This window comes from Caldimonas tepidiphila (assembly GCF_003569765.1).
GTDB lineage: Bacteria > Pseudomonadota > Gammaproteobacteria > Burkholderiales > Burkholderiaceae_C > Caldimonas > Caldimonas tepidiphila.
The window spans coordinates 78086-97190 of the sequence record NZ_QXMG01000004.1; the positions used below are offsets into that span (position 1 = coordinate 78086).

14 protein-coding genes are annotated in these 19105 nt (G+C 70.6%); 2 read left to right on the forward strand and 12 right to left on the reverse strand.

Annotated features, from left to right (window positions below):
• Positions 1–9: 9 nt before the first annotated feature.
• The 4 genes from ndk to D3A59_RS08085 all read right to left on the reverse strand — a co-directional run bounded on the left by ndk (position 10) and on the right by D3A59_RS08085 (position 4593).
• Positions 10–435 (reverse strand): nucleoside-diphosphate kinase, encoded by a 426-nt coding sequence (gene ndk / locus D3A59_RS08070; RefSeq protein ID WP_119154404.1) that lies wholly within the window; start codon positions 433–435, stop codon positions 10–12.
• Positions 436–563: 128 nt separating this feature from the next.
• Positions 564–2594: a 23S rRNA pseudouridine(2605) synthase RluB gene (gene rluB / locus D3A59_RS08075; RefSeq protein ID WP_119154405.1), complete on the reverse strand. Its 2031-nt coding sequence runs from the start codon at positions 2592–2594 to the stop codon at positions 564–566.
• The gene (gene scpB / locus D3A59_RS08080) at positions 2591–3331 is read right to left on the reverse strand and encodes an SMC-Scp complex subunit ScpB (RefSeq protein WP_119154406.1); all 741 of its coding nucleotides are present in this window, start codon (positions 3329–3331) and stop codon (positions 2591–2593) included. Before scpB ends, rluB begins: the two co-directional genes overlap by 4 nt.
• Positions 3332–3585: 254 nt before the next feature.
• Positions 3586–4593, reverse strand: a complete 1008-nt coding sequence (locus tag D3A59_RS08085) for an RluA family pseudouridine synthase (RefSeq protein WP_119154407.1) — start codon at positions 4591–4593, stop codon at positions 3586–3588.
• Between the two features lie 51 nt (positions 4594–4644).
• Here D3A59_RS08085 and D3A59_RS08090 point away from each other — a divergent pair, with 51 nt between their 5' ends.
• On the forward strand, positions 4645–5460 hold the full coding sequence (locus D3A59_RS08090) for an outer membrane protein assembly factor BamD (protein ID WP_119154408.1): 816 nt from the start codon (positions 4645–4647) through the stop codon (positions 5458–5460).
• A 51-nt stretch (positions 5461–5511) separates the two neighbouring features.
• Here the strand turns inward: D3A59_RS08090 and D3A59_RS08095 are convergent, their stop codons facing one another.
• A complete protein-coding gene (locus tag D3A59_RS08095) occupies positions 5512–7485 on the reverse strand; it encodes a DNA repair helicase YoaA (RefSeq protein ID WP_119154473.1) in 1974 nt (657 codons plus the stop codon).
• Positions 7486–7558: 73 nt separating this feature from the next.
• A complete protein-coding gene (locus D3A59_RS08100) occupies positions 7559–7762 on the reverse strand; it encodes a DUF465 domain-containing protein (RefSeq protein ID WP_119154409.1) in 204 nt (67 codons plus the stop codon).
• A 79-nt stretch (positions 7763–7841) separates the two neighbouring features.
• On the opposite strand from D3A59_RS08100, the gene D3A59_RS08105 reads away from it, so the two are divergent.
• Positions 7842–8609, forward strand: coding sequence for a PP2C family protein-serine/threonine phosphatase (locus tag D3A59_RS08105; RefSeq protein WP_119154410.1), 768 nt, complete (start codon positions 7842–7844; stop codon positions 8607–8609).
• Positions 8610–8633: 24 nt separating this feature from the next.
• On the opposite strand, the gene zapE is transcribed toward D3A59_RS08105, so the two are convergent.
• The 6 genes from zapE to D3A59_RS08135 form a co-directional block, all read right to left on the reverse strand.
• Positions 8634–9734, reverse strand: a complete 1101-nt coding sequence (zapE, locus tag D3A59_RS08110; RefSeq protein ID WP_119154411.1) for a cell division protein ZapE — start codon at positions 9732–9734, stop codon at positions 8634–8636.
• A gap of 70 nt (positions 9735–9804) precedes the next feature.
• The gene (gene lpdA / locus D3A59_RS08115; protein WP_119154412.1) at positions 9805–11235 is read right to left on the reverse strand and encodes a dihydrolipoyl dehydrogenase; all 1431 of its coding nucleotides are present in this window, start codon (positions 11233–11235) and stop codon (positions 9805–9807) included.
• Between the two features lie 198 nt (positions 11236–11433).
• Positions 11434–12693 (reverse strand): 2-oxoglutarate dehydrogenase complex dihydrolipoyllysine-residue succinyltransferase, encoded by a 1260-nt coding sequence (odhB, locus tag D3A59_RS08120; RefSeq protein WP_119154413.1) that lies wholly within the window; start codon positions 12691–12693, stop codon positions 11434–11436.
• Between the two features lie 133 nt (positions 12694–12826).
• The gene (locus D3A59_RS08125; RefSeq protein WP_119154414.1) at positions 12827–15685 is read right to left on the reverse strand and encodes a 2-oxoglutarate dehydrogenase E1 component; all 2859 of its coding nucleotides are present in this window, start codon (positions 15683–15685) and stop codon (positions 12827–12829) included.
• A 254-nt stretch (positions 15686–15939) separates the two neighbouring features.
• Complete coding sequence (gene soxZ / locus D3A59_RS26765) at positions 15940–16740, reverse strand: thiosulfate oxidation carrier complex protein SoxZ (protein WP_170162321.1); 801 nt, start codon at positions 16738–16740, stop codon at positions 15940–15942.
• Positions 16741–16990: 250 nt separating this feature from the next.
• Positions 16991–18886, reverse strand: coding sequence for a propionate--CoA ligase (locus D3A59_RS08135; RefSeq protein ID WP_119154415.1), 1896 nt, complete (start codon positions 18884–18886; stop codon positions 16991–16993).
• Positions 18887–19105: the final 219 nt, after the last annotated feature.

Below are 19105 nucleotides of genomic sequence, written 5' to 3' on the forward strand. Positions count from 1 at the left end.
GGCCGCGGATCAGCGGCTGTAGACGTTCATGCCGGGGAAGAAGAAAGCCACTTCCACGGCAGCGGTTTCCGGCGCGTCCGAGCCGTGCACCGCGTTGGCGTCGATGCTGTCCGCGAAATCGGCGCGGATGGTGCCCTTGTCGGCCTTCTTCGGGTCGGTGGCGCCCATCAGCTCGCGGTTCTTGGCGATCGCGTTCTCGCCCTCGAGCACCTGGATCATCACCGGGCCGGAGACCATGAAGTCCACCAGATCCTTGAAGAAGGGACGCGCCTTGTGCACGGCATAGAACTGCTCGGCTTCGTTGCGCGACAGGTGGGCCATCTTGGCCGCGATGATCTTGAGACCGGCGCCTTCGAAGCGGGCGTAGATCTGGCCGATCACGTTCTTCGCGACGGCGTCGGGCTTGATGATCGAGAGCGTGCGTTCAATCGCCATGTTTTTCTCCTGAATTCAATGACTTGGCAAAACCTGAAATTGTACCGCTTACCCGCGTCCCCGCCGTGAAGGCCGGGGGCAATGCCACCCGGCCCGGCAGGCCGACAGAACGCGGGCGGCGAAGGCGCTCAGCGCCCGCGGCCACCGCCCCGGCCGCCGCGGTTACCACCGCCGCCGCCGCCGCCGAAACCACCCCCCCCACCGCCGCCGCCACGCCCGCCGCGGCCGCCCTGGCCCTTGCGGTAGAACGCGTCGCCGCCGATGTAGCCGACGCTGGTCTGCAGCGGATCGGGCTGGCGGTTCGGATTGCTCTGGCGCGCCAGCGTCGACTGCGCGAAGCGCTTGTCGTAGGTCTGCTCCAGCGGATCCGGGCCGATGTTCTTCGGCACCGGCTTGCCCTCCTTGGCGCGGCGGGCCGGCACGGCCGGTCCGCCGTTCGGGCGTGGTCCGCCCTGCGCGCCACGTCCTTGCGGCGGCTTGCCGCCGCCGGCGCGCTTGCCGCCGCGGGATGCGCCCTGCTTGCCGCCCGCCTCGTCTGCAACGGCCGGACGCGCCTTGTCGCCGCCGGCCAGATGGCGGATCGTGCGCACGTCGTTCTCGTCGAGCTCGACCCAGACGCCGCGCTTCAAGCCGCGCGGCAGCACCACGGTGCCGTAGCGGATGCGGATCAGGCGGCTCACCGCCAGCCCCACCGCCTCGAACAGCTTGCGCACCTCGCGGTTGCGGCCCTCGGTGATGACGACGCGGTACCAGCGGTTGACGCCTTCGCCGCCGCCGTCCTCGATCGACTTGAAGCTCGCCGGCTGGCCGTCGATCTTCACGCCCTCGAGCAGCTTGCCTTTCGCCTCCTCGTTGAGCGAGCCGAGCACGCGCACCGCGTACTCGCGCTCGACGCCGAAGCGCGGGTGCATCAGCTGGTTCGCGAGCTCGCCCGAATTCGTGAACAGCAGCAGGCCCTCGGTGTTGAGGTCCAGGCGCCCCACCGACTGCCACTTGCCGTTGGGCAGCTTGGGCAGGCGGCGGAACACGGTCGGGCGGCCCTCGGGGTCGCTGAGCGTGACCACCTCGCCGACCGGCTTGTGGTAGGCGAGCAGCCGCGGCGCCGGCGGCGCGATGCGGAAGCGGATCGGCTTGCCGTTGACCTTCACCTGGTCGCCGTAGGAGATGCGCTGGCCGATGTGGGCCGGCTCGCCGTTCACCGAGATGCGGCCCTCCAGGATCATCTGCTCCATGTCGCGGCGCGAGCCGATGCCGGCCTGCGCCAGCACCTTGTGCAGCTTGGGCGCCTCGGGCTCGGGCGCGAGCACGCGCTTGCCCGGCGCCTCGGCGTCGGCCTCGTCGCCCAGCTCGTCGTCGAACTGGCCCGACAGCACCTCGGCGAAGCGCTCGACCGCGGCCCGCACCGGCTGCGGCGCGCCCGCGCCCCGGCCGCCGGCAGCGTCCTTGCGCTTGCGCGTGCCGCCCTGGACGCCGGCCGGGGCCGCCCGCTCGGGTTGCCGGCCGGCAGCTCTCTCACCCTCCTCGCCCGCCCCGTCCGCCACGGCGGGGGCCGCCGCAGTCGCCTCTGCGGCGCCCTGCTCGGCACGCTCCGCACCCTTGGCGCCGCCGGAACGGCGCTCGCGTCGGTCGCGACGGCGGCGACCGGAAGCCTCCCCGGCAGGGCCCTCGCCCGGGCCCGCGTCCGCCGGCGCAGCGGCTTGCGCCTCGGCCGGCGTCGTCACGGGCAGCCCGGCCTCGGCGGGCGCCGCCGCGAAAGCAGCGTCGGCCGCGACCGGTGCCGCGACCTGCGCGTCCGACGCCACCATGACCGCGGGCGCTTCCGCTGCCGGCACGGGCGAGTCGGGCGTCGTCACCGCCTCGGACCCGGCCGCCGCAGCGTCCGCCGTGGCGGCGGCCTTGCGCCGGCGCGGCGTCTTGCGGGCCGGCGCGGCAGCCGGCGCCTCCGCCTCCGCCGCGGGTGCCGCCTCGGCAGGCGCGACGGCCTCCCCGACGGCAGCCTCGGCCGGCGCCTCGGCGGCAGCCTTGGTCTTGCGCGGCGCGCGGCGCTTGGGCTTCGGCGCCTCGCTCGTCTCCGCCACGGCCGGCACGGAGGTCTCTGCGCCGATCGCGGGCGCGTCGGTCGGGGACGCGGCGGGCGTCTCGATGGGATCGTTGCTCATGGCGTAGGGGTATCGGCTTGGGTGTCGGCAGTGATGGGGGAGTCCGTCGGCGTCTCGGCCGGCCGGGATTCGTGGAGGGAGGAAGCCGCCTCCCGCGGGCCTGCAGCAGACGGGGTGCCGCCGGCAGGCAGCGGGAGCGACAACTGCGCATCGGCGGCGTCGCCTGCCGCTTGCGCAGGCGGCGCGGCGCCGTCCGCGAGGCTGGCGAGCAGCTCGGCGCTCACCGGCGCCCTCTCGAGCGCGGGCAGCTGCTCCAGCGACGCGAGCCCCAGGTCGTCGAGGAACTGGCGCGTCGTCGCGTACAGGCCCGGACGGCCCGGCGCATCGCGGTGACCGATCACCTCGATCCAGCCGCGGTCCTCGAGCTGCTTGACGATCTGGCTGCTCACCGTCACGCCCCGGATCTCCTCGATGTCGCCGCGCGTGACGGGCTGGCGGTAGGCGATGATGGCCAGCGTCTCCATCGTCGCGCGGGAATAGCGCGGCGGCTTCTCCGGATTGAGCCGCTCGAGAAACTCGCGCATCTCCGGGCGGCTCTGAAAGCGCCAGCCGCTGGCGAGCGAGACGAGCTCGACGCCGCGCCCCTCCCAGTCCCGCGACAGCTCGGCGAGCAGCGCGCGCAGCACGTCCGCGCCGAGCTCGTCGTCGAACAGCGTGCGCAGATCGCGCAGCGTCAGCGGCTGCTGCGCGCAGATCAGCGCGGTCTCGAGGACGCGCTTCGCATCCTGTACGTTCATCGGTCCCTGGTCTTCGTCTTCAACAGGCGTCACTTCGGCCCGGCACGCGCAGCGGCGCCGGGCGGGGCCCGCGCAATGCGCCGGCCGGGAAAGCGGATCGTCGTCTGTGTCAGCCGCGGATGTCGCGATCGCCTTCGCGGGCGTCGCGTCCGGCCTTTTCGGCGCTGCCGGGCGTGGTGACCCGGGGCCGGAGGCTGCGGCGAATTGGAATCTGTGCAGACATTGTAGCCCTCTCTCGCGAGGAGCCCCTACGGTTACACCGCGTCGCCGGCAAGCTGCAGCCAGGCCTGCGCGAAATCCGCGGGCGCCGGCGCCTCGAAGACGAGCGGCTCGCCGGTGCAGGGATGCTCGAAGCCCAGGCGCGTCGCGTGCAGCGCCTGCCGCTCCATGCCGAGCGCCGGCCTGCCGCCGTAGACGGCGTCCGCCACCAGCGGGAAGCCCCGCGACGCAAGGTGCACGCGGATCTGGTGCGTGCGTCCGGTGTGCAGCTTGCAGCGCACCGCGCTGAAGTCGTCCCGCGCCGCCACCAGCGTCACGTCGGTGCGTGCCGGCTTGCCGCCGGCCACCACCGCCATGCGCACGCGCGACTGCGGGTCGCGGCCGATCGGCGCCTCGATGCTCGCCAGGCGCTGCGGCTCGCGGATCTCGCCGTGCGTGATCGCGAGGTACTCGCGGCGCACCTCGCGCGCCGCGATCAGGCGCACGAGCTGCGTGACCGCCGGCAGCGTCTTGCCGACCACCATCAGGCCGCTGGTGTCCTTGTCGAGGCGGTGCACGATGCCGGCACGCGGCAGCTGCGCCGCGCCGCGATGGTGCGCGAGCAGGCCGTTGAGCAGCGTGCCGGACCAGTTGCCGGCCGCCGGGTGCACCACCCGCCCGGCCGGCTTGTGCAGCACCATCAGGTGCTCGTCCTCGTACACGATGGCGAGCGGCACCGGCTCGGGCCGGAAGGCCTGGCTCTCGGGCGTCGGCCGCAGCTCCACCGTCACCCGCTGCCCGAAGGCGACCTTGCGGCTCGCCGTCGTCACCAGCCGCCCGTCGACCTGCACGCAACCGTCCTCGATCAGGGTCTGGAGGTGGCTGCGCGAGAACTCGCCCGCGAGGCCGACGAGCAGCTTGTCGAGCCGCTGGCCGTGCGTGCCTTCGTCGACCACGGCGGTGCGCACCTCCGGCTCGGTGCCGCCTTCGACGGCCTCGTCCTCGATGTCGGGGGTGGCCGGGGCCGGGGGGGCGTCGAGCGCTTCGCGCGGGGGGCGGGCCATATAATCCTGGGTCCTCTTCTGAGCGGCGGGGCGACCGCCGGTGATGCTGGTATGACTGCTGTGAAGCCTGTGCGGGCAAAGCCCCTGGCAGCTTGTGTCGCCGCGCTGACCTTGGCGCTGGCGGCAGGGTGTTCGTCGACCCCGAAGGACGAGACGGCCGGCATGTCGGCCGAGAAATTGTATGCAGAGGCGCGCCAGGAGGCGGCGGCGGGCAACCACGAGCGCGCGATCCGCTTCCTCGAGCGCCTCGAAGGCCGCGCGGCCGGCACGATGCTGGCGCAGCAGGCGCAGCTCGATCTCGCCTATGCCTACCACCGCAGCGGCGAGCGCGCGCAGGCGCTGGCCACGCTCGACCGCTTCATCCGGCTGCATCCCGCCAGCCCCGCGATCGACTACGCGCTCTACCTGCGCGGCGTCGTCAACTTCAACGACAACCTCGGCCTCTTCGGCAAGGTCTCGCGCCAGAACCTCTCGGAGCGCGACCAGCAGGCCTCGAAGGACGCCTACCAGTCCTTCCGCCAGCTCGTCGAGCAGTACCCGAACTCGCGCTATGCCGAGGACGCGCGGCTGCGCATGAGCTACATCGTCAACGCGCTGGCCGAGTACGAGGTGCACGTGGCGCGCTACTACTTCAGCCGCGGCGCCTACCTGGCCTCGGTGAACCGCGCGCAGCAGGCGGTGCAGGAGTACCAGCGCTCGCCGGCCACCGAGGAGGCGCTGTACCTGATGGTGCAGGGCTACGAGCGGCTCGGCATGCCGCAGCTGCGCGACGACGCGCAGCGCGTGCTGAAGACGAACTTTCCCGACAGCCGCTTCCTGCGCGAGGGACTGCGGCGCCCCGATGCGCCGTGGTGGCAGCTCTGGTGATCCCCCGGGCGCGGATCGCCGGGCCGCACTGAGGCGCCGCCTACCGCGCCTTCAGCCGGCGTCCGCCTCCGGCGGCTGCGCCAGCGCTTCCAGCCACTCCAGCGCCTCGCGCTCCTGCGCGAGCCGCGTCATTGGCGGCAGCGCCGCCATCAGCCGACGGCCGTAGCCCATCGTCGCCATGCGCGGGTCGCACACCACGAGCAGCCCCCGGTCGGTCTCGCTGCGGATCAACCGCCCCGCCCCCTGCTTGAGCGCCACCGCCGCCTCGGCGACGAAGTACTCGTTGAAGGCGTTGCGCCCCTCGCTCTCCAGCCGCCGGATGCGCGCCTCGACCAGCGGGTCGTTCGGCGGCGGAAACGGCAGCTTGTCGATCACGACGCACTGCAGCGCGTCTCCGGGGACGTCGATGCCCTCCCAGAAGCTCTGCGAGCCGACCAGCACCGCGCGCGGCCGCTCGACGAACTGCTCGAGCAGCTTGCGCTTGGGCGCGCTGCCCTGCACCAGCACGTCGACCGCCGCGCCCTCCGCGTCCAGGTGCTCGCGCAGCGCCGGGCCGATCTGCTGCAGCGCGCGCAGCGTCGTCGTCAGCACGAAGCAGCGTCCGCCAAGCACGGCCGCGAACCTCGCCACCAGCGCCGCGACCGCCGCCGCATGCCCGGCCTCGCTCGGCTTCGGAAAGGCGCGCGGCACGTACACGCGCGCATTGCGTGCGTAGTCGAAGGGACTGCCGACGCGCACCGTGCGCGCCTCGTCGAGCCCGGCCGGCTCGGTGAACCAGCGCAGGCGCTCGTCGTCGCCGAGCGTCGCCGACGTGAACACCCAGGCGCGCGGCACCGCGTCGAGCTGCTCGCGCATCGAATCGCGGATGTCGAGCGGCGACTCCACCAGCCGCGCCTGCTGCGGCCCGACGTCGATCCAGCGCACCTGCCCCACCGGCTCCGGCTCGGCGAAGCGCTGCGCGCGCTGTGCCAAGGCCTGCGCGCGCGCCTGCAGACGCTGGAAATCGGGCGACAGCCCGCCGACCGTGTCCAGCCCCTGCGCCGCCGCGGTGCACGCCGCCTCGAGTGCCTGGAGCGCCTCGCCGAAGCCGGGCACGTCGGCGCGCTCCTGCCAGCGCAGCTTGATCACGCCGCGCGGCTCGCGCAACGGTCCGGCACAGGCCAGCCGCAGCTCGCGCGCCGCGCGCTCGCAGCCCGCGGCGAGCTCGTCCCAGGGCACCAGGCCGCGGGCCTGCTGCAGCCCGGCGGCGAGCATGTCGCGCGCGAAGTCGAGCACCTGGCTGCTGCCGAGCGCCGCGCCGAGGAACTGCACGCCCGCCTCGACGAGCTGGTGCGCCTCGTCGAAGATCAGCACCTCGACGCTCGGCAGCAGCTCGGCCATGCCGGTCTCGCGCAGCGCCACGTCGGCGAAGAACAGGTGGTGGTTGACCACCACCACGTCGGCCGCCAGCGCCTCGCGGCGCGCCTTGTGCACATGGCACTGGCGGAAGCTCGGGCAGTCGCCGCCGAGGCAGTTCTCGCGCGTCGAGGTGACGATCGGGATCACCGGCGAGCGCTCGTCGAGGCCGTCGAGCTCGGCGAGGTCGCCCGAGTCGGTCGCCTGCGCCCACTGCTCGATGCGCGCGAGCGTGCGCAGTGCCCAGCGGTCGGCCTGCGGCATCGCCTGGCGCGCCTGCTCGAGCCGATGCAGGCAGAGGTAGCTGGCGCGGCCCTTGAGCAGCGCGAGCTGCACCGGCAGCTGCAGCGCGTCGCGCACGTGCGGCAGGTCGCGCAGGAAGAGCTGGTCCTGCAGGCTCTTGGTCGCGGTGCTCACCAGCACGCGCTGGCCCGACAGCAGCGCGGGCACCAGGTACGCGAAGGTCTTGCCGACGCCGGTGCCGGCCTCGGCGACGACCGGCCGCCGCTCCTCGATCGCGCGGGCGATCGCGCAGGCGAGCGTGGTCTGGGCCGGCCGCTCGCGATAGCGGGGATCGGAGCGCGCCAGCGGCCCCTGGTCGGCGAAGCTCGCCTCGACGAGCGCGAGCAACTCGCCGTCGCCCGCCTCGTCGGTCGGGGCGTGCGGCGGGAGGCCCGATGCGGCTTCGGTCAAGACGGCGCCCTCATGCGGGCTCTTTGGGCTGGAGTTCGGACTCGAGGCGGGCGATGCGGTCGCGCAGCAGCAGGCGCCGCTTCTTCAGTCGCCGCAGGCCCAGTTCGTCGAGCACCGGCTCGTGTGCGAGCCGGTCGATCATGCCGTCGAGATCGGCGTGCTCGATGCGCAGCTCGATCAGGTGACGCTGCGGCGAGTGCAGGTTTTCGTCCATGGGCGGTCACCGGTTGATCCCGCGCGGGAATGCGCGTGCAGGGCATGGATTATAGTTTTGGCCGACTTCCGGGCATTCGATGAGCACCCCCAGCAAAGGCTACCGACTCACGGCCTCCACCGGCATCCACCGGGGCGACCGCCACTACCAGCAGGACCAGGTCGCGATCCTCGCCCACGGCCAGGTACCGGGCTGCGTGCTCGCGGTGGTCGCCGACGGCATGGGCGGGCGCAGCGGCGGCCGCAAGGCCTCCGACCAGGTGATCCTCACCGCGCGCCAGATCTTCGACCGCTTCTCGCCGAGCCGCGACGACGCGGGCCAGGTGCTGAGGCAGCTGGTCGAGGAGGCGCACCTGATGATCAAGCTGACCGCGATCACCTCCGAGGAGGAGCCGCACAGCACGCTCGCCGCCTTCCTCCTCAGCCCGAACCGCGAGTGCACCGTGGTGCATGCCGGCGACTCGCGCGTCTACCACTTCCGCGGCGCACGCATGGTGAGCCGCACGCGCGACCACTCCTACGTGCAGCGGCTGGTCGACGAGGGCCAGATCAGCGAGGACGAGGCCAACACGCACCCGCAGTCCAACCTGCTGACGGGCTGCCTCGGCGGCGCGCAGGAGCCGCCGACGACGCTGCACCACATCTCGCAGCTCGAGGTCGGCGACAGCATGCTCGCCTGCAGCGACGGGCTGTGGCACTACTTCACCCCGCAGGAGCTCGGCGCGGTGGTGCACGCCCGGCCGCCACGCGAGGCGACCGAGCTGCTGGTGAGCAAGGCCCGGCAGCGCGCCGGCGGAGGCGGCGACAACCTGTCGCTGGCGCTGGTGCGGCTCGAGCCGCTGGGCTGACGCGCCCCGCCGACGCGCTCCCGCTCAGGTCAGCGAGGTGTCGACCTCGCGGCGCTCGAGCGACAGGAACTCCTTCGACTGCATCTCGTTGAGGCGCGAGACCGTGCGCGGGAACTCGTGCGCGAGCGGGCCCTCGGTGTAGAGCTGCTCGGGCGGCACCTCGGCCGACATGATGAGCTTCACGCGGCGGTCGTAGAGCACGTCGACGAGCCAGGTGAAGCGCCGCGCCTCCGACGCCAGCCGCGGCGACATCTGCGGCACGTCCGACAGCAGCAGCGTGTGGAACTGGGTCGCGAGCTCCAGGTAGTCGTTGTGCGAGCGCGGCCCGCCGCACAGCTGCTTGAAGTCGAACCACACCACGCCGCCGGCACGGCGCCGCGAGCGGATCTCGCGCCGCTCGATGTGCAGCAGCGGGTCCTCGTCCTGCACCTCGGCGAGCTCCTCGAAGGCCTGCTTCATCTCGGCGTCGGCCTCGGGCCCGAGCGGGCAGTGGTAGAGCTTGACGTGCTCGAGCGTGCGCTGGCGGTAGTCGGTGCCGTTGTCGACGTTGACCACCTCCATCTGCGCCTTCAGCAGCTCGATCGCCGGCAGGATCCGGTCGCGGTGCAGCCCGTTCGGATACAGCCCGTCGGGATGGAAGTTGGAGGTGGTGACGATGCTGACGCGGTGCTCGAACAGCGACTCGAGCAGCCGGTGCAGGATCATCGCGTCGGTGACGTCGGCGACGTGGAACTCGTCGAAGCAGATGAGCCGGAAGCGCCGCGAGATGCGCCGGCCGAGCTCGTCGAGCGGATTCACCGTGCCTTTGAGCTCCTGCAGCTCGCGGTGCACCTCGCGCATGAACTCGTGGAAGTGCAGCCGCGTCTTGCGCTTGAGCGGCACGGCCTGGAAGAAGCTGTCCATCAGGAAGCTCTTGCCGCGCCCCACCCCGCCGTACATGTAGACGCCGCGCGGCAGCGGCGGGCGGCGCAGCAGCTTGGTGATCGCGTTGGAGCGGCGGGCCTTGTAGTCGGTCCATTCGTCCTGGCAGCGCTGCAGCGCGGCGACGGCGCGCAGCTGGGCCGGGTCGCTCTGGTAGCCGCGCTCGGCGAGCGTGCGGTGGTACAGCTCGGTGACGGTGGTCATGGTGCTTTGGATTCCAATGGAAAAAGGGGCGACCTGCGCCGCCCCTTCGTGTGCCGATCGTCGCCGACGATCAGAAGTTCAGCGTGCGCTTGTCCACCGCGAGCGCCGCTTCCTTGGTCGCCTCGGACAGCGAGGGATGCGCGTGGCAGATGCGCGCGATGTCCTCGGCGCTGGCCTTGAACTCCATCGCGACGACGGCTTCCGCGATCAGCTCGGAGGCCATCGGGCCCACGATGTGCACGCCCAGGATCTCGTCGGTCTTCGCGTCGGCGAGGAACTTCACCATGCCGGTCGTGTCGCCGAGCGCGCGGGCGCGGCCATTGGCGAGGAACGGGAAGGTGCCGGCCTTGTAGGCGCGGCCCTCGGCCTTGAGCTGCTGCTCGGTCTTGCCGACCCAGGCGATCTCGGGGCTGGTGTAGATGACCCAGGGGATGGTGTCGAAGTTGACGTGGCCGTGCTGGCCGGCGATGCGCTCGGCGACCGCCACGCCCTCTTCCTCGGCCTTGTGCGCGAGCATCGGACCGCGCACCACGTCGCCCACCGCCCAGACGTTGGGCAGGTTGGTCTTGCACTCGCCGTCCACGACGATCGCGCCGCGCTCGTCGAGCTTCAGGCCCACGGCTTCCGGGTTCAGACCGATGGTGTTGGGCACGCGGCCGATCGAGACGATCAGCTTGTCGCACTCGAGCACCTGCTCGGCGCCCTTGGCGTCGGTGTAGGCCACCTTGACGCCGGCGTCCGACGTCGTCACGTCGCCGATCTTCACGCCGAGGTTGATCTTCAGGCCCTGCTTGGTGAAGACCTTGTGGGCTTCCTTGGCGATCTGCTCGTCGACCGCGCCGAGGAAGGTCGGCAGGCCTTCCAGCACCGTCACGTCCGCGCCCAGGCGGCGCCACACCGAGCCCATCTCCAGGCCGATGACGCCTGCGCCGATCACGCCGAGCTTCTTCGGCACCTCGTTGACGTCGAGCGCGCCGGTGTTCGAGAGGATCAGCTTCTCGTCGAAGGCGGCCTGCGGCAGCGTGCGCGGGTTGGAGCCGGTGGCGAGGATGACGTGCTTGCCGGTGATGACTTCCTCGTTGGCGCCGGCGACCTTGATGCCGTAGACGCCGCCCTCGGCCGCCACGAAGGAGCCGCGGCCGTGGAAGAAGCTGACCTTGTTCTTCTTGAAGAGATACAGGATGCCGTCGTTGTTCTGCTTCACGACGGTGTTCTTGCGGCCGATCATCTTCGGCACGTCCATCGACAGGTTGGACAGGCTGATGCCGTGGTCGCCGAAGTGGTGCGCGGCCTGCTCGAAGTGCTCGGAGGACTGCAGCAGCGCCTTGGACGGGATGCAGCCGACGTTGGTGCAGGTGCCGCCGGGGGCGGGGCCGCCCTTGTCGTTCTTCCACTCGTCGATGCAGGCGGTGTTGAAGCCGAGCTGCGCGGCACGGATCGCGGCGATGTAGCCGCCGGGGCCGCCACCGATGACGATGACGTCGAATTGCTTGGAGGACATGGTTCTTCTCTCTTGTGGTCTCGGACGCTTGCTGAAGCGTCGCGGGCAGGACGGCTGCGGCCGATGCGGGCGATCAGGGGCCCGGGCGGGCAGCAGCGGCGCCGCGCTTGAATGGCATGAAGGGGGACGAGCCCCCTTCGAACGCCCTGAGGGCTCGGCCCTCCGCGCCGCGGAAAGGCGGCGCGGATGTCAGGCGCTTCAGATGTCGAACAGCAGGCGGGCCGGATCTTCCAGCGCTTCCTTCATCGTCACCAGGCCCAGCACGGCCTCGCGGCCGTCGATGATGCGGTGGTCGTAGGACATTGCGAGGTAGTTGATCGGGCGCACCACGACCTGGCCGTTCTCGACCACGGCGCGGTCCTTCGTGGCGTGCACGCCGAGGATGGCCGACTGGGGCGGGTTGATGATCGGGGTCGACAGCATCGAGCCGAACACGCCGCCGTTGGAGATCGAGAAGGTGCCGCCGGACAGATCGTCCAGGGACAGCTTGCCGTCGCGCGCCTTCTGGCCGAACTCGGCGATCTTCTTCTCGATGTCGGCGAAGCTCATCTGGTCGACGTCGCGCAGGATCGGCACTACCAGGCCGCGCGGCGAGCCCACCGCGATGCCGATGTCGAAGTAGCCGTGGTAGACGATGTCGTTGCCGTCGACCGAGGCGTTCAGGACCGGGTACTTCTTGAGGGCGGCGACCGCGGCCTTCACGAAGAAGCTCATGAAGCCGAGCTTGACGCCGTGCTCCTTCTCGAACTTGTCCTGGAACTTCTTGCGCATCTCCATCACCGGCGCCATGTTGACCTCGTTGAAGGTGGTCAGGATGGCGTTGGTGGCCTGGGACTGCAGCAGGCGCTCGGCGACGCGGGCGCGCAGGCGGCTCATCGGCACGCGCTGCTCGGGGCGGTCGCCCAGGTTCTGCACGGTGGGGGCGGCGACCTGCGCGAGCGGCGCCTTCGGCGCGGCAGCGGGCGCCGGGGCCGGGGCGGGCTTGACGCCGGCGGCGATCGCGCCGAGCACGTCGCCCTTGGTGACGCGGCCGTCGCGGCCGGTGCCGGACACCGAGCCCGAGGCCAGGTTGTTGTCGGCCATCAGCTTCGCGGCGGCGGGCATCGCGACGTCGGACTTGCTGCCACCGGTGGCGGCAGCGGCTGCGGCGGGAGCCGGCGCGGCAGCCGCGGCGGCGGGCGCTGCGGCAGCCGCGGGGGCGGCTGCGCCGGCCTTCGCTTCCGTGTCGATGCGCGCGATCACCTGGTCGGACACCACGGTGGCGCCGTCGGCCTCGACGATCTCGCCGAGCACGCCGGCGGCCGGCGCCGGGACTTCCAGCACGACCTTGTCGGTCTCGACCTCGATCAGGATCTCGTCGATGGCCACGGCCTCGCCGGGCTTCTTCTTCCACTGCAGCAGCGTGGCCTCGGCCACGGACTCGGACAGCTGCGGAACCTTGACTTCTACGATTGCCATTTGAATTCTTTCCGGATTCGTTCGTTCTGGGTGTGAACCGGAGCGGACGCGATGCGCGCAGGCCCCGGTGGCGCCGCGGTCCCGGGACCCCGCCTCTGCGGCGGGGCCTCGCGGGGCGCGACGCCCGAGGCGCTTACTTGGTCAGCACGAAGCCCTTGAGCTTGGCGAAGGCCTGGTCCAGCAGCGCCTTCTGCTGCTCCTGGTGCAGGTGCGAGTAGCCCACGGCGGGCGACGCCGAGGCCGGGCGGCCGGCGTAGCCGAGCTTCTGGCCGTCGAGCATGTTCTCGTGGATGTAGTGCTGCACGAAGAACCAGGCGCCCTGGTTCTGCGGCTCGTCCTGGCACCACACGAGGTCGGTCGCGTTCGGGTACTTCTTCAGCTCGGCGGCGAAGGCCTTGTGCGGGAAGGGATAGAGCTGCTCGACGCGGATGATCGCGACGTCGGCGGCCTTCTTCTCGGCGCGGGCCTTGACCAGGTCGTAGTAGACCTTGCCGGAGCAGATGACCACGCGCTTGACCTTGGCGGCGTTGATCTCGGCATCGGTCTCGCCGATCACGGTGCGGAACTCGCCGCCCGTGAACTCGGACAGCGGCGAGGTCGCGTCCTTGTTACGCAGCAGCGACTTCGGCGTCATGATGACCAGCGGCTTGCGGAACATGCTGACCTGCTGGCGGCGCAGCAGGTGGAAGATCTGGCTGGCCGAGGTCGGCTGGCAGACCAGCATGTTGTTGTCCGCGGCGAGCTGCATGAAGCGCTCGAGGCGCGCCGACGAGTGCTCGGGGCCCTGGCCCTCGTAGCCGTGCGGCAGCATCAGCGTCAGGCCGTTGATGCGGCCCCACTTCACCTCGCCGGAGGCGATGAACTGGTCGATCACGACCTGCGCGCCGTTGGCGAAGTCGCCGAACTGCGCTTCCCAGATCGTCAGCGTGGTCGGGTCGGCGGACGCGTAGCCGTACTCGAAGCCGAGCACCGCCTCTTCCGACAGGATCGAGTCGATGCAGGTGAACGGCGCCTGGTTCTCGGCGACATGCTGCAGCGGGATGTAGGTTCCGGTGTCCCACTTCTCGCGGTTCTGGTCGTGCAGCACGGCGTGGCGGTGCACGAAGGTCCCCCGCCCGACGTCCTCGCCCGACAGGCGCACCGGGTAGCCGCTGGCGACCAGCGACGCGAACGCGAGGTGCTCGCCCATGCCCCAGTCGACGTTGATCTCGCCACGGCCCATCGCGGCGCGGTCGGCGATGACCTTTTGCACCAGCGCGTGCGGCTTGAAGTTCTCCGGCAGCGTCGTGATGCGCTCGGCCAGGCGCTGGATCTCGGCCAGCGGCAGCGCGGTGTCGGCCGCATCCGTCCACTTCTTGCCGAGGTACGGCGTCCAGTCGACCGCGTACTTGCTCTTGTAGTTGGTCAGCACCGGGTCGACCGTGTGCTTGCCGGCGTCCATCGCGGCACGGTAGTCCTTGACCAGCTGGTCCGGCACGTCGGCGCCGATCGCGCCCTGCGCGACGAGCTTGTCGCCGTAGAGCTTGCGGGTGCCGGGGTGCGCGCCGATCTTCTTGTACATCAGCGGCTGGGTCAGCGACGGCGTGTCCTGCTCGTTGTGGCCGAGCTTGCGGAAGCACACGATGTCGAGCACCACGTCCTTGTTGAACTCCTGGCGGTAGTCCATCGCGAGCTGCGTGGCGAGCACGACCGCTTCCGGATCGTCGCCGTTGACGTGCAGCACCGGCGCCTCGATCATCTTGACGACGTCGGTGCAGTACAGCGTCGAGCGGGTGTCGCGCGGGTCGGAGGTGGTGAAGCCGATCTGGTTGTTGATGACCAGGTGCACCGTGCCGCCGGTGTAGTAGCCGCGGGTCTGCGCCAGCGCCAGCGTCTCCATCACCACGCCCTGGCCGGCGAAGGCCGCGTCGCCGTGCACCAGCACCGGCAGCACCTGGTTGCCTTCCTTGTCGCCGCGGCGGTCCATCCGCGCCTTGACCGAGCCCTCGACCACCGGGTTGACGATCTCGAGGTGCGAGGGGTTGAAGGCGAGGCTCAGGTGGACCGGGCCGCCCGGGGTGGACACGTCGCTCGAGAAGCCCTGGTGGTACTTCACGTCGCCCGAGGGCAAGTCTTCCGGCGCGGTGTGCTCGAACTCGGCGAACAAGTCCTTCGGCGCCTTGCCGAGGGTGTTGACCAGCACGTTGAGGCGGCCGCGGTGGGCCATGCCGATGACGATCTCCTGCACGCCCTTCTCGCCGCCGCGCTTGATCAGCTCGTCCATCGACGCGATGAAGCTCTCGCCGCCCTCGAGCGAGAAGCGCTTCTGGCCGACGTACTTGGTGTGCAGGTAGCGCTCGAGGCCTTCGGCCGCCGTCAGGCGCTCGAGGATGGACTTCTTCTTCTCGGGGCTGAAACTGGGCTTGGAGCGGATGCTCTCGAGCCGCTGCTGCCACCAGCGCTTCTCACCGGGATCGGTGATATGCATGAATTCGGCGCCGATCGAGCCGCAGTAGGTCTCACGCAGGGCCTGCACGATCTCGCGCAGGGTCATCTGGTCGGCCTTGGTGAAATAGGTGTTCGTCGCGCTGAACGTGATGTCCATGTCGGACTCGGTCAGGTCGTAGAACGCCGGCTCGAGTTCGGGGATGCGCGGGCGCTCCTGGCGCTTGAGCGGATCGAGGTCGGCCCAGCGCGAACCGAGGAAGCGGTAGGCGGCGATCAGCGACTGGACGTGCACCTGCTTGCGCGCGACGGCGAGGTCAGCGGCGGAAGTGCGGGTGTTGAGGGCGTTGGCCTTGGCGCGCTGCGCGAAGGATTCGATCACGGGCGCGTGCGGCACGTCGCGTGCCTCGCTGCCGTCGACCGCCGGAACGTTCTGCAGCGCGTCGAAATATTCGCGCCAGTTGTCGGGCACCGAGCCCGGGTTGTCGAGGTAGGCCTCGTAGAGTTCCTCGACGTAGGGCGCATTGCCCCCGAACAGGTAGGAGTTCAACCTGTACTGCTGCATCATTTCTCGCTCACCTTTCGTCCCGGTCTGCAGGACTTAATCGATGGGTTGATAAACCTTCCGCGACACGGCTTGACCGGTTGGCGGATTGCGACCCGCCTTCACTAGGATTCTGGTGAAACCAGCAAAGGGGACGGGAAGGACCTAAGGAGTCAAGACTTTGACTCTAGCACTATTGCAGGGCCCCGCCAATGCGGCGAACACGAGTTCTTGCCGGGATGCGAGCTGTCTTCCCGGATCGTGAAAACCGACACGAATCAAGCGAGTGCCGCCTCGTCGCTGCGCGTCGCGCCGTGGCTGTCGATCCAGCTTGCGCGCAGTCGGTCACCCGGCTTGCCGCCGAGGAAGGTGAACTGCAGATAGGGATTGCGCGAAACGGCGGTGCCCCATTGCGCCGCCAGCACGGTGCGGCCGTTGTGCTGGATCTCCACTTCGCGGATGTGGCGGGCCGGCACCAGCTTGCCGGCGGCGTTCCTGCGCTGGCCGCTCTCCATCTCGTGGCTCATCAGCAGCCGCACCTGCGTGCGGTCGCCCTGCACCTGCGCACGGATGCGCGTCGGCTGCGGAGCACGGGCCGCCGGCTCCTCGGGGGCGCCGTCATTGCCGCAGCCGCCGATCGTGACGCGCACGAGGCGCGAGGCGCGGGCCGTCTGCTGCGGGGTGCGCGCCAGCAGGATCAGCGGCGACGATTCGGCCACCTTGAGCTGCGTCGTCACCTGCGGCAGCGTGCCGGCCGGGAACTCGAACAGCGCGGCCAGCAGGCTGGGATTGCGCTCGACCAGCAGCGCGATCTGCTGCGTGCCGGGCAGCGAGCTGCCCGCGGTCACGCGCACCGCGGCGCCGTTGTCCACCAGGTCGTCGGCCAGCAGCTGCAGCTCGCCCGAGTCCTGCGGCGCGCCGCCGCCGAGCAGGCGGGCCAGCTCCTGGGGCGTGCGCGCATCGAACAGCGAGGCGTTCCACGCCGCCCGCGCCGGCGGCGCCCAGGCGCCGAGCAGCGAGCCGGCGGTGCCGGCCAGCAGCGCGGCCAGCAGGCGCCGGCGCGCCAGGCCGCCCGGCATCGTGTCTTCGGGGGCGGGCAAAGGAGAAGCGGGGAAGCGGGGGTTCATCGGAAACGGCGGCGGGGCACGGGAAAAGGAGCGCAAAGATAGCCGGAATCCCGTCCGCCACCTGCCGCCCGGCGCAATGTCCGCGAGTTCCGCACCGGAAAGCGGCCCCGCGGGCCGGTCAGGCGACCGCGCGCTGCAACGCGCCGGCGGCACGAAAGGCGCCGGCCCGCGGGGGCCGGCCCTCCTTCCCCGGCCCGGCGGCTCAGCGCGCAACGACCAGCGAGCGGATCAGCTCCAGCGCGGCCGGGTCCTCCATGGTCGTCAGGTCGCCCGGATCGCGCCCTTCGCAGACGGCCTGGATCGCGCGGCGCAGCAGCTTGCCCGAGCGGGTCTTGGGCAGTACGTTGACGAAGCGCACGCGCGCCGGACGGGCGACCGCGCCGAGTTGCTCGTCGACGACCTTCATGATCTCGCCCTCGAGCTTCAGCGCGTCCTGGTCGCTCGCCGCCTTCGACGGATCCTTCAGCACCGCGAAGGCCATCGCGACCTGGCCCTTGAGCTGGTCGGCGACGCCCACCACCGCCACCTCCGCGACGTTGGGGTGGCTGGAGATGCTCTCCTCGATCTCGCGCGTGCCGAGGCGGTGGCCGGCGACGTTGATCACGTCGTCGGTGCGGCCGAGAATGAAGAAGTAGCCGTCCTCGTCCTTCACGCCCCAGTCGAAGGTGCTGTAGACGTAGCGGTTCGGGAAGCTGCTCCAGTAGGTGTTGACGAAGCGCTTGTCGTCGCGCCACACGGTCTGCAGGCAGCCCGGGGGCAGCGGGCCCTCGATCGCGACCACGCCCTTCTGGTTCGGCTCGGTGAGCTCCTCGCCGGTGGCCTCGTGCAGCAGCTTGACGTTGTAGCCGTAGACGGCCCGGCCCGGCGAGCCGAACTTGCTCGGCGCCGGCTCGACGCCGTTGCAGATCGACAGGATCGGCCAGCCGGTCTCGGTCTGCCAGTAGTTGTCGATGATCGGCTTGCCGAGCGCCTCGGCGATCCACTTCGCGGTCGGCTCGTCGAGCGGCTCGCCGGCGAGGAACAGCGCGTGCAGCGAGGACAGGTCGTACTTCGTCAGGAAGGCCGGGTCCTGCTTCTTCAGCACTCGCACCGCGGTGGGCGCCGAGAACATCACCGTGACCTTGTACTTCTCGACCAGGCTCCACCAGATGCCGGCATCGGGGCGGATCGGCAGGCCCTCGTACATGATGGTCGCCATGCCGGCGATCAGGGGCCCGTAGATGATGTAGCTGTGGCCCACCACCCAGCCGATGTCGCTGGTGGAGAAGTAGGTCTCGCCCGGGTTGCCGCAGTAGATGTGCTTCATGCTCGCGGCCAGCGCCACTGCGTAGCCGCCGGTGTCGCGCTGCACGCCCTTCGGCTTGCCGGTGGTGCCGCTGGTGTAGAGCGTGTAGCTCGGGTGCTCGGACTCGACCCACTCGCAGGGCACCTGCGCGTCCATGTTCTGCTCGCGCAGCGCGTTGTAGTCGAGGTCGCGCCCCGGCACGGTTTCCATCGGCGCGAGGCCGCGGTCGACCAGCAGCACCTTCTCGGGCTTGGCTTTCGCCAGATTGATCGCCTCGTCGAGCAGGTGCTTGTAGGGCACGACCTTGCCGCCGCGGCTGCCGGCGTCGGCGCTGACGATGAGCCTGGGCTCGGCGTCGTCGATGCGGCTGGCCAGCGAGTGGCTGGCGAAGCCGCCGAACACCACCGAGTGGATCGCGCCGATGCGCACGCAGGCGAGCATCGCGAAGGCCGCCTCGGGGATCATCGGCATGTAGATCAGCACGCGGTCGCCCTTGGAGACGCCCTGCGACTTCAGGATCGCGGCCATGCGCTGCACCTCGGCGTGCAGCTCGCGGAAGCTGTAGGTGCGCTCGGTACCGGTTTCGGTGGAGACGAAGACCAGCGCGTTCTGCTCGGCCCTCTCCAGCAGGTGGCGGTCCACCGCGTTGTGGCACAGGTTGGTCAGCCCCCCGACGAACCACTTCGCGAAGGGCGGGTTGCCGAAGTCGCACACCTGCGTGAAGGGCTGTTGCCAGTCCACGAGCTGCGCCTGCTCGGCCCAGAAGCCGTCGCGGTCGTCGATCGAGCGACGATAGAACTCGTTGTAGCGCATGGGGGGTCTCCTTGGGGGTGCCGCCGAGGACGGCGGTCGTTGGGATGGGACCTGTCGCACCGCTGCCGGCTCGCTCCGGCACCGCTGCAATGGCCTGTTCTTGCCTCTGGAGCATAGGATTGAATTCAGGCGTGCTTACCAAGGACTGACGTCCGATCAGGAGGGTTATTCGCGGCCGCCAGGGCCCGGCAAGCCGTGCCTCGCGATGCGCCGCTGCCT